This is a genomic window from Pseudomonas sp. NDM, assembly GCF_003105095.1.
Lineage (GTDB): Bacteria > Pseudomonadota > Gammaproteobacteria > Pseudomonadales > Pseudomonadaceae > Aquipseudomonas > Aquipseudomonas moraviensis_A.
Window position 1 is genome coordinate 1 of record NZ_QETJ01000182.1, and the last position, 8,839, is coordinate 8,839.

Annotated in this window: 11 protein-coding genes and 1 pseudogene; 11 read left to right on the plus strand and 1 reads right to left on the minus strand. The window is 61.3% G+C overall.

What is annotated here, in order from left to right; translation table 11 throughout:
- Window positions 1–75 precede the first annotated feature (75 nt).
- On the minus strand, window positions 76–351 hold the full coding sequence (locus tag DCO47_RS23465; protein WP_042608680.1) for a polyhydroxyalkanoic acid system family protein: 276 nt from the start codon (window positions 349–351) through the stop codon (window positions 76–78).
- Between the two features lie 154 nt (window positions 352–505).
- Between DCO47_RS23465 and ubiE the strand changes: the two genes are divergently transcribed.
- The 11 genes and pseudogenes from ubiE (at window position 506) to DCO47_RS27640 (ending at window position 8,768) form a co-directional block, all read left to right on the plus strand.
- On the plus strand, window positions 506–1,276 hold the full coding sequence (gene ubiE, locus DCO47_RS23470; protein ID WP_039756654.1) for a bifunctional demethylmenaquinone methyltransferase/2-methoxy-6-polyprenyl-1,4-benzoquinol methylase UbiE: 771 nt from the start codon (window positions 506–508) through the stop codon (window positions 1,274–1,276).
- Window positions 1,276–1,899 carry an SCP2 domain-containing protein gene (locus DCO47_RS23475; RefSeq protein ID WP_116659023.1) on the plus strand — a complete coding sequence of 208 codons (624 nt, stop codon included), beginning with the start codon at window positions 1,276–1,278 and terminating at the stop codon, window positions 1,897–1,899. The genes ubiE and DCO47_RS23475 overlap by 1 nt, the downstream gene beginning before the upstream one ends.
- Window positions 1,896–3,500, plus strand: a complete 1,605-nt coding sequence (ubiB, locus tag DCO47_RS23480) for a ubiquinone biosynthesis regulatory protein kinase UbiB (protein ID WP_064363295.1) — start codon at window positions 1,896–1,898, stop codon at window positions 3,498–3,500. Before DCO47_RS23475 ends, ubiB begins: the two co-directional genes overlap by 4 nt.
- A gap of 120 nt (window positions 3,501–3,620) precedes the next feature.
- Complete coding sequence (gene hisI, locus DCO47_RS23485) at window positions 3,621–4,022, plus strand: phosphoribosyl-AMP cyclohydrolase (protein WP_007909357.1); 402 nt, start codon at window positions 3,621–3,623, stop codon at window positions 4,020–4,022.
- Complete coding sequence (locus tag DCO47_RS23490) at window positions 4,015–4,347, plus strand: phosphoribosyl-ATP diphosphatase (protein ID WP_007909355.1); 333 nt, start codon at window positions 4,015–4,017, stop codon at window positions 4,345–4,347. The genes hisI and DCO47_RS23490 overlap by 8 nt, the downstream gene beginning before the upstream one ends.
- A gap of 25 nt (window positions 4,348–4,372) precedes the next feature.
- On the plus strand, window positions 4,373–4,654 hold the full coding sequence (locus DCO47_RS23495) for a twin-arginine translocase TatA/TatE family subunit (protein WP_039756649.1): 282 nt from the start codon (window positions 4,373–4,375) through the stop codon (window positions 4,652–4,654).
- A gap of 10 nt (window positions 4,655–4,664) precedes the next feature.
- Window positions 4,665–5,123, plus strand: a complete 459-nt coding sequence (tatB, locus tag DCO47_RS23500) for a Sec-independent protein translocase protein TatB (protein ID WP_116659024.1) — start codon at window positions 4,665–4,667, stop codon at window positions 5,121–5,123.
- Window positions 5,120–5,911 carry a twin-arginine translocase subunit TatC gene (gene tatC / locus DCO47_RS23505; RefSeq protein WP_016772075.1) on the plus strand — a complete coding sequence of 264 codons (792 nt, stop codon included), beginning with the start codon at window positions 5,120–5,122 and terminating at the stop codon, window positions 5,909–5,911. Before tatB ends, tatC begins: the two co-directional genes overlap by 4 nt.
- Complete coding sequence (locus DCO47_RS23510) at window positions 5,908–6,615, plus strand: 16S rRNA (uracil(1498)-N(3))-methyltransferase (RefSeq protein ID WP_116659025.1); 708 nt, start codon at window positions 5,908–5,910, stop codon at window positions 6,613–6,615. Before tatC ends, DCO47_RS23510 begins: the two co-directional genes overlap by 4 nt.
- A 353-nt stretch (window positions 6,616–6,968) precedes the next feature.
- Window positions 6,969–7,913, plus strand: a pseudogene (locus tag DCO47_RS27635) (methyl-accepting chemotaxis protein); the annotation flags it as partial.
- A 141-nt stretch (window positions 7,914–8,054) separates the two neighbouring features.
- Window positions 8,055–8,768 (plus strand): methyl-accepting chemotaxis protein, encoded by a 714-nt coding sequence (locus DCO47_RS27640; RefSeq protein WP_371262571.1) that lies wholly within the window; start codon window positions 8,055–8,057, stop codon window positions 8,766–8,768.
- Window positions 8,769–8,839 lie beyond the last annotated feature (71 nt).

Here is an 8,839-nt window from a genome sequence, read left to right on the forward strand (position 1 = left end):
CGGTCTGTCAGTCACAGACAATTTGACTGACCGACCGCTTTCGCGAGCAGGCTCACTCCTACAGGGGATCGTGTTTCAGGCCAGGGCTTTATCGAGGGCTTTTTCGATCTCGGCTTTGATCATGCCGCTCATGGCCGACATCATCAGGCCCAGCTCGACGTCGACCCTGATCGAATCGTCCGCCACATGCACTGCGCCTTTCACGCCCGAGCGCTTGAGGTTCAGGGTGTCGCCTGACCACTGCGGCTCCAGGCCGTATTGTTCATTGAGTTTCCTGGCCAGTTTGTCGGCCTTCTCGCGGGCGGCTTCCTTGCCCAGGGTGTGGGCGCGCTCAACACTGATTTTGGCCATGGAATGACTCCTGATGATTGAATGGCTGACGTGGAATCTTGACCGCATCTGCGGCAAATCGTCCCGAAGGTTGCCCATCTTACCTTTAGCCATTCCAAGACAAAGCATGGCTTGGGGATTAGAATGTCGCGCATTCTCTTTTGGTGACAGCGATATGACTGATCAGCGCAAAGGCAGCGATGCCGAACCCACCACTCACTTCGGCTTCAAAAACGTTCCGGAAAGCCAGAAAGCGGAAAAAGTCGCTGAGGTTTTCCATTCCGTAGCCGCGAAATACGACCTGATGAACGACCTTCTGTCGGGCGGCATGCACCGCCTGTGGAAGCGTTTCGCGATCGAGCTTTCCGGCGTGCGCAGCGGCAACCGCGTGCTCGACATCGCCGGCGGCACCGGCGACCTGACCCGCAAGTTCTCGCACCTCGTCGGCCCGACTGGCCAAGTGGTGTTGGCCGACATCAACGAATCGATGCTCAAGGTCGGCCGTGATCGCCTGCTCGACCTCGGCGTTGCCGGCAATGTCGAATTCGTCCAGGCCGACGCAGAAAAGCTGCCGTTCCCGGACAACCATTTCGATTGCGTGACCATCGCCTTCGGCCTGCGCAACGTGACGCACAAAGAGGACGCGCTGCGTTCGATGCTGCGCGTGCTCAAGCCCGGCGGACGCCTGCTGGTGCTGGAGTTCTCCAAGCCGACCAATGCGCTGATGTCCAAAGCCTACGACGCCTACTCGTTCGCCTTCATGCCGCTGATGGGCAAGCTGATCACCAATGACTCGGAAAGCTACCGCTACCTGGCCGAATCGATCCGCATGCACCCGAATCAGGAAACCCTGAAGTCGATGATGGTCGAGGCCGGCTTCGACCGCGTGACCTATCACAACATGACCGCAGGTATCGTCGCCCTGCACCGCGGCATCAAGCCCTGATGTTGCTGACCGGGCTGCTCGCCAGCGTCGAACTCGGCCTCAACCGGGTGCTGCGTCTCGACAGCACGGCGCTGCCGCGCCTGGCGCATCTGACCGGCAAGGTGATTGCCGTCGATTGCCGCAGCCCGGCCCTGCAACTGTTCATTCTGCCCAGCGACGAAGGCCTGATGCTGGCTTCACAGTGGGCGGCGGACGTCGATTGCACATTGCGCGCACCGGCCTCGAGCCTGGTGAAACTGGCCCTGAGCAAAGACAAGACCGCCGTGCTGCACGCTCCGGAAGTCGAGATCGATGGCGACAGCGGCGTGTTGCTGGAGCTGGCCGGTGTGCTGCAAGACCTCGAGCTGGACTGGGAGTACGAACTCTCGCGCTGGCTCGGTCCGGTCGCCACGCAGTTGCTCGGTGGTCATCTGCGCAGCCGCGCGCGCTGGTATCAACAAGGATTTGCCAGCCTCAACCAGAATCTTGCCGAATACCTCGCCGAAGAATCACGCACCCTTGTCGGGCAGCGCGAAGCCGAAGCGCGGTTCAGCGAACTGGACCGGATCAAACTTGATCTGGAACGACTCGAGGCGCGTTTCGAGCGCCTTTCCCGATCCCTCGACCCAAGCGATAACGCATGAAGCTGCTTGCCGTCCGCCGTCTGTTGCGCATCCAGCGCGTCGTGATCCGCTACCGCCTCGATGACCTGCTGTTCGATCTGCCGCTGCCGTGGTTTCTCCTGGCCGTGCGCTTTCTGCTGCCGTGGCGCTGGCTGCCGCGCAAGCCGCTGGAGCTCAACCGTGGCGCGCGCTTGCGCCTGGCGTTGCAGGATCTGGGGCCGATCTTCATCAAGTTCGGGCAGATCCTTTCGACCCGTCGCGACCTGTTGCCGGAAGACATCGCCGATGAGCTGATGCTCCTGCAGGACCGCGTGCCGCCGTTCGATTCGCAGGTGTCGATCAAGCTGATCGAAGAACAGCTGGGCAAGAAAATCAGCGAAGTGTTCAGCCGTTTCGACGTTGAACCGCTGGCCTCGGCCTCGGTGGCGCAGGTGCATGCGGCGCAGCTCAAAAGCGGCGAAGAAGTGGTGGTCAAGGTCATTCGCCCTGGCCTGAAACCGGTGATTGCCCAAGATCTGGCGTGGCTGTTCATCCTCGCCCGTGCTGCCGAGAAATTCTCCGCTGACGCGCGCCTGCTGCACCCGGTCGATGTGGTGCAGGATTACGAAAAAACCATTTACGACGAACTCGACCTGTTGCGCGAAGCGGCCAACGCCAGCCAGTTGCGCCGCAACTTCGAAGGCTCGCAGCTGCTGTACGTGCCGCAAGTCTACTGGGACTGGTGCCGGCCGAAAGTGCTGGTGATGGAGCGCATCTACGGGATTCAGGTCACTGACCTGGCGACCCTCGCCGACCAGCGCACCGACATGAAAATGCTTGCCGAGCGCGGTGTGGAGATCTTCTTCACGCAGGTGTTCCGCGACAGTTTCTTCCACGCCGACATGCACCCGGGCAACATTTTCGTCAGCACCGTCAACCCGTGGAGCCCGCAGTACATTGCGATCGACTGCGGCATCGTCGGCAGCCTGACCCCGGAAGACCAGGATTATCTGGCGCGCAATCTGTTCGCCTTCTTCAAGCGTGACTACCGCCGTGTCGCGCAGTTGCACATCGACTCGGGCTGGGTGCCGGCGGAAACCAAACTCAATGAATTCGAAGCGGCGATCCGTACCGTCTGCGAACCGATCTTCGAAAAACCGTTAAAAGATATTTCATTTGGCCAGGTGCTGATGCGCCTGTTCCAGACCGCGCGCCGCTTCAACATGGAAGTGCAGCCCCAACTGGTGCTGTTGCAGAAGACTCTGCTGAACATCGAAGGCCTCGGTCGCCAGCTGTATCCGGATCTGGATCTGTGGAACACCGCGCAGCCGTTTCTCGAGCGCTGGATGCGCGAGCGCGTCAGCCCGAAAGCCTTGCTGGGCAACGTGCAGAGCCAGCTGGAGCAGATTCCGCACCTGTCGAACATGGCCCGCGACCTGCTCGAGCGCATGTCGCAACCCCATGCCAAAGACCCGCCGCCGCCGTGGCACAAACGAAAGGACGACTGGTTCCTGCGCCTGCTCGGCTGCGCGCATCTGGCCGGCGGCGCGACCCTCGCCGCTGGTGGCCCGCTGACCGATTGGGCGCACTGGCCCGCGGGGATCATGGTGGCGGTCGGCTTGTATCTGGTCGTTCGCCGATAGCACGAATCGGCTGCAAGTTATAAGCTGCGAGCTGCAAGCTTGACGACACAGGTACACCGCAACCTGCTTTTACTTGCAGCTTGAAGCTTGAAACTCGAAGCTGCTTTTCAGGAACTGAAGATGAAAAACTGGCTGGACGAGATCAAGTGGGACGCTGACGGCCTGGTGCCGGCGATCGCTCAGGATCACAAGACCGGGCGCGTATTGATGATGGCCTGGATGAACCGCGAAGCGCTGGAACTGACCGCAGCGGAGAATCGTGCAATCTACTGGTCACGTTCCCGTGGCAAGCTGTGGCGCAAGGGCGAAGAGTCCGGCCATGTGCAGACTCTGCATGAAATGCGTCTGGACTGTGACGCCGACGTGATCATCCTGATGGTTGAACAGATCGGCGACATCGCCTGCCACACCGGCCGTCAAAGCTGCTTTTACCGAGTCTTCGAAAACGGCGACTGGAAAACGGTCGACCCGGTTCTGAAAGACCCGCATGCCATTTATTCCGCAGGGCACAAACATGAGTGACACACTCACCCGTCTGGCTGAAGTGCTCGAAGAGCGCAAAGGTGCAGCCGCCGACAGTTCGTATGTCGCCAGCCTGTATCACAAGGGGCTGAACAAGATTCTGGAGAAAGTCGGCGAAGAGTCGGTCGAAACCATTATTGCCGCCAAGGATGCCGCGATCAGCGGCGACTGCAGTGATGTGATCTACGAGACCGCCGACCTGTGGTTCCACAGCATGGTCATGCTCGCCCAACTGGGGCAGCATCCGCAGGCCGTGCTGGATGAACTGGACCGTCGCTTCGGCCTGTCCGGACACGTCGAGAAAGCCTCGCGTCCGTCCGCCTGAACAATTTTTAGAGAGGAATCGCCACATGGGCATTTTTGACTGGAAACACTGGGTCGTCATTCTGATTGTCGTGGTGCTGGTGTTCGGTACCAAGAAACTGAAAAACCTCGGTACTGACGTTGGTGAATCAATCAAGGGCTTCCGCAAAGCCATGAATGACGACGAAAAACCGACCGAGCCGAACGTGACCCCGCCGGCGCAGCCAGTGCCACCGGTGCAGCCGCAAACCACCGCTCAGGCCAACCCGCCGCACACCATCGATGTGCAGGCGCAAAAAGTCGAAGAGCCGATCCGCAAAGACGTGTGAGCACTGACTAATGTTTGGTATCAGCTTCTCTGAACTGCTGCTCGTCGGCCTCGTTGCCCTGCTGGTGCTTGGCCCCGAGCGTCTGCCGGGCGCTGCGCGCACCGCCGGTCTGTGGGTCGGACGCCTGAAGCGCAGCTTCAACGCGATCAAGCAGGAAGTTGAACGTGAAATCGGCGCCGACGAGATCCGTCGGCAACTGCACAACGAACATATTCTGTCGCTGGAGCAGGAGGCGCGGAAGATTTTCAATCCGAACCAGCAGGAGCCGACGCCGGTAGAGCATGTGGGCGAGCAGACAATTCACAGCGCTTCCGCTCCGACTGCACCTGCACCTGCACCTGCACCGGTTGTAACACCGCCAGCACCGGCGCCGGTTGCCGCGCACACATCGGTTGAACACGTAGCTCCCACCGCCGCGCCGACTACACCTGCGCCTCACGACACCACTTTGCCGCCGCGAGCCCCATGAGCGATCTTCCGGAAAACGACCAGCACATGCCGCTGGTTTCGCACCTCACCGAGTTGCGCACCCGCCTGCTGCGTTGCGTGGCGGCGATCTTCATTATCTTTGCCGGGCTGTTCGCCTTTACCCAGCAGATCTACACCTTCGTCTCGACGCCGCTGCGCCAGTACCTGCCGGTCGGCGCGACGATGATCGCCACCGACGTGTCGTCGCCATTCCTGACGCCGCTGAAGCTGACGATGATGGTTTCGCTGTTTCTTGCGATTCCGGTGATCCTGCACCAGATCTGGGGCTTTATTGCGCCAGGCCTGTACAAGCATGAAAAACGAGTTGCGGTACCGCTGCTGATCTCCAGCATCCTGCTGTTCTACATCGGCATGGCGTTCGCCTATTACTTCGTCTTTCCGCTGATCTTCAAGTTCTTCGCCGCCGCCACCCCGGCCGGCGTGGAAATGATGACCGACATCGCCAGCTACCTCGATTTCGTCATGACGCTGTTCTTCGCCTTCGGCGTGGCGTTCGAGATTCCGGTGGCCGTGGTGCTGCTGGTGTGGATCGGCGTGGTCGACGTCAAATACCTGAAGAAGATCCGTCCGTACGTGATCATCGGCTGCTTCGTGGTCGGGATGATCCTGACGCCGCCGGACATCTTCTCGCAGACCCTGCTGGCCGTGCCGATGTGGATGCTGTTCGAGATCGGCATCCTCTTCGGCGCGCTGGTCAGCAAGCGCGAACGCCCGGACGAAACGCCGGCCGACGATCACAACGATCAGCCGCCAGCGACCCAGGCATGAACCTGCTGCTGCTCGAAGAGGCCGATTTCATTGCGGCGGACCGCGTGATCCTGCGCGATCGCCGCCTGACCCATATGCAGGAAGTCCATCGCTCGGAAGTGGGCGACAGCCTGCGTGTCGGGCGCATCAACGGGCTGATGGGTTCGGCCGAGTTGCTGCGCCTGGAGGCGGGCGAAGCGGAACTGCGTGTCAGCCTCGATCAGCCACCGCCGGCCAAGCTGCCGCTGACCCTGGTACTGGCCCTGCCCCGGCCGAAAATGCTTCGCCGGGTGTTCCAGACCGTTGCGACCATGGGCGTGGCCAAGGTGATTCTGGTCAACAGTTACCGCGTGGAGAAAAGCTTCTGGCAGACACCGTTTCTGGAGCCGGAAGCGATTCGTGAGCAATTGATTCTTGGCCTCGAACAGGCCCGCGATACGGCGTTGCCCGAGATCGTCATCGAGAAGCGCTTCAAGCCTTTCGTTGAAGATCGACTGCCGGCAATCACCGACGGCACCCTCGGTCTGGTCGGCCATCCCGGCAACTACCCGCCCTGCCCCCGCGCCCTCAGCGAACCGGTGACATTGGCCATCGGCCCCGAGGGTGGCTGGATTCCCTACGAAATCGATCTGCTGGCCAAGTCCGGCCTGCAACCGGTGCAACTGGGCGAGCGCATCCTGCGCGTCGAAACCGCCGTCACCGCACTGCTCGCGCGCCTGTTCTGAGCCAAGCAACTTTTGTGGCGAGGGAGCTTGCTCCCGCTTGGGCGCGAAGCGGCCATCGCTCTTTCTCTCACGAGCAACGCACTTGCCGGTGTTACGACGGCTGCGCCGGCGAGCGGGAGCAAGCTCCCTCGCCACAGAATCGCGACAACCACGGACAAGTGGCGTTACAGATTGCCATCAGCCAGCCGATACAGCCCCTATAAGTCCAATTTTAGTGGTCCGAAGGGAGTGGTCGCATGTACCGTTGGTTAGCCGAGAGTCTTGGAAACGTCAGCGTCAAACGCAAGCTGGGCATCGGTTTCGGCCTGGTGCTGTTACTGACGCTGTTGATCACTTTCACCGGCTGGACCGGCATGAGCGGCATCATCAGCCGCGGCGACAAGCTCGGCTTCATCTCGAGCCTCAATGAGCTGACCAAAGACCTGCGCCTGGCGCGCATGGACTACGACATGCGCCGTGGCGAACAGGGCCCGGGCGCGGTCAACGAATTCCTCAACAAACTCGAAAGCGGTCTGCAATCGGCACGCGGCATGATCGAGCAGCCGTCCGATGTGGCGATGGTCGACCAGCAATTGGCTGCGGTTGCCGAATACAAGCGCGCCTTCGGCGAAATGACCCAGGCCACCGTGCAGCGTGAAGATGCGCGCAGCAAGCTGGGCGCCAACGCCGACAATGCTGTGGCCAGGGTTGGCGAAGTCGAAAGTGCACTGCTGCAGGGCGACAGCGTCGCGCAGTACAACGCGGTGATCGAGCTGAGCAAATTGCTCCAGCAAGCGCGCTATCAAGTGCGCGGCTACACCTACAGCGGCAAGGCCGACGCCGAGCAACCGGCGCTGACCGCCATCGACAACGCCCTGAAAAACCTCGAAAGCCTGCCGACCCGCGTGCCGGAGCAGCACATCGCCAACCTGCAGCAAGCCACCGACTCGCTCAAGGCTTATCGTGCAGCCGTGGCTCAGTTCCGTGACTCGCAGGTGAAAAACACTGCCGCACTGGCGAACATGGCGGCTCAGGGCGACATCCTCATGGCGCTCAGCAAGAAACTCACCGAATCGCAAACCGTGGTGCGCGACACTGACGCTGCCCACGCCAAGAACATGCTGCTGATCGCCACCGTGCTGGCGCTGGTGTTCGGTCTGCTGGCAGCGTGGATCATCACTCGGCAAATCATCATTCCGCTGACCCAGACCCTGAAAGTGGCCGAACGCGTGGCGGCCGGCGACCTGACTCACAATCTGGTCTCCCTGCGTCGCGACGAACTCGGCCAGTTGCAGCGCTCGATGCAAAGCATGACCCAGGGCCTGCGCGAATTGATCGGTGGCATCAGCGACGGCGTCACACAGATCGCCAGCGCCGCCGAAGAACTCTCGGCCGTGACCGAGCAGACCAGCGCCGGCGTCAACAATCAGAAGGTCGAGACCGATCAGGTCGCCACCGCCATGAACGAAATGGCCGCCACCGTGCAGGAAGTCGCGCGCAACGCTGAAGAAGCTTCGGAAGCCGCTGTCGCCGCCGACCAACAGGCCCGTGAGGGCGACAAGGTGGTCGGCGAAGCCATCGCGCAGATCGAGCGCCTGGCGGTCGAGGTCGGTCATTCCACCGAAGCCATGGGCGAGCTCAAGCGCGAAAGCGACAAGATCGGCAGCGTGCTCGACGTGATCAAGTCGGTGGCCCAGCAAACCAACCTGCTGGCGCTCAACGCCGCCATCGAGGCCGCCCGTGCCGGTGAAGCGGGTCGTGGTTTCGCGGTGGTTGCCGACGAAGTGCGCAGCCTTGCCCAGCGCACGCAGAAGTCCACGGAAGAGATCGAAGAGCTGATCGTCGGCCTGCAAAACGGCACTCAGCAAGTGGCGACGATCATGGACAACAGCCGCAGCCTCACCGACAGCAGCGTCGAACTGACCCGGCGTGCCGGTGGCTCACTGGAAAGCATCACCCGCACCGTCTCGGCGATTCAGGCGATGAACCAGCAGATCGCCGCAGCCGCCGAGCAGCAGAGCGCCGTGGCCGAAGAGATCAACCGCAGTGTGCTGAACGTGCGCGATGTGTCGGATCAGACCTCGGCGGCGAGTGAAGAGACCGCGGCCTCCAGCGTTGAGCTGGCGCGGCTGGGCACGCATCTGCAGATGCTGGTGGGCCGCTTCAAGGTTTAACAGCCCAAAAACAAAAGATCGCAGCCTTCGGCAGCTCCTACAGGTGTACACAAAACCCTGTAGGAGCTGCC

What these genes read in the sequence shown, in the direction of transcription:
- ubiB (WP_064363295.1), top strand. Translation starts at nt 1,896, where the DNA reads ATGAAGCTGCTTGCCGTCCGCCGTCTGTTGCGCATCCAGCGCGTCGTG.
- DCO47_RS23475 (WP_116659023.1), top strand. Translation starts at nt 1,276, where the DNA reads ATGTTGCTGACCGGGCTGCTCGCCAGCGTCGAACTCGGCCTCAACCGG.
- DCO47_RS27640 (WP_371262571.1), top strand. Translation starts at nt 8,055, where the DNA reads ATGAACGAAATGGCCGCCACCGTGCAGGAAGTCGCGCGCAACGCTGAA.
- ubiE (WP_039756654.1), top strand. Translation starts at nt 506, where the DNA reads ATGACTGATCAGCGCAAAGGCAGCGATGCCGAACCCACCACTCACTTC.
- tatC (WP_016772075.1), top strand. Translation starts at nt 5,120, where the DNA reads ATGAGCGATCTTCCGGAAAACGACCAGCACATGCCGCTGGTTTCGCAC.
- DCO47_RS23490 (WP_007909355.1), top strand. Translation starts at nt 4,015, where the DNA reads ATGAGTGACACACTCACCCGTCTGGCTGAAGTGCTCGAAGAGCGCAAA.
- DCO47_RS23510 (WP_116659025.1), top strand. Translation starts at nt 5,908, where the DNA reads ATGAACCTGCTGCTGCTCGAAGAGGCCGATTTCATTGCGGCGGACCGC.
- DCO47_RS23495 (WP_039756649.1), top strand. Translation starts at nt 4,373, where the DNA reads ATGGGCATTTTTGACTGGAAACACTGGGTCGTCATTCTGATTGTCGTG.
- hisI (WP_007909357.1), top strand. Translation starts at nt 3,621, where the DNA reads ATGAAAAACTGGCTGGACGAGATCAAGTGGGACGCTGACGGCCTGGTG.
- DCO47_RS23465 (WP_042608680.1), bottom strand. Translation starts at nt 351, where the DNA reads ATGGCCAAAATCAGTGTTGAGCGCGCCCACACCCTGGGCAAGGAAGCC.
- tatB (WP_116659024.1), top strand. Translation starts at nt 4,665, where the DNA reads ATGTTTGGTATCAGCTTCTCTGAACTGCTGCTCGTCGGCCTCGTTGCC.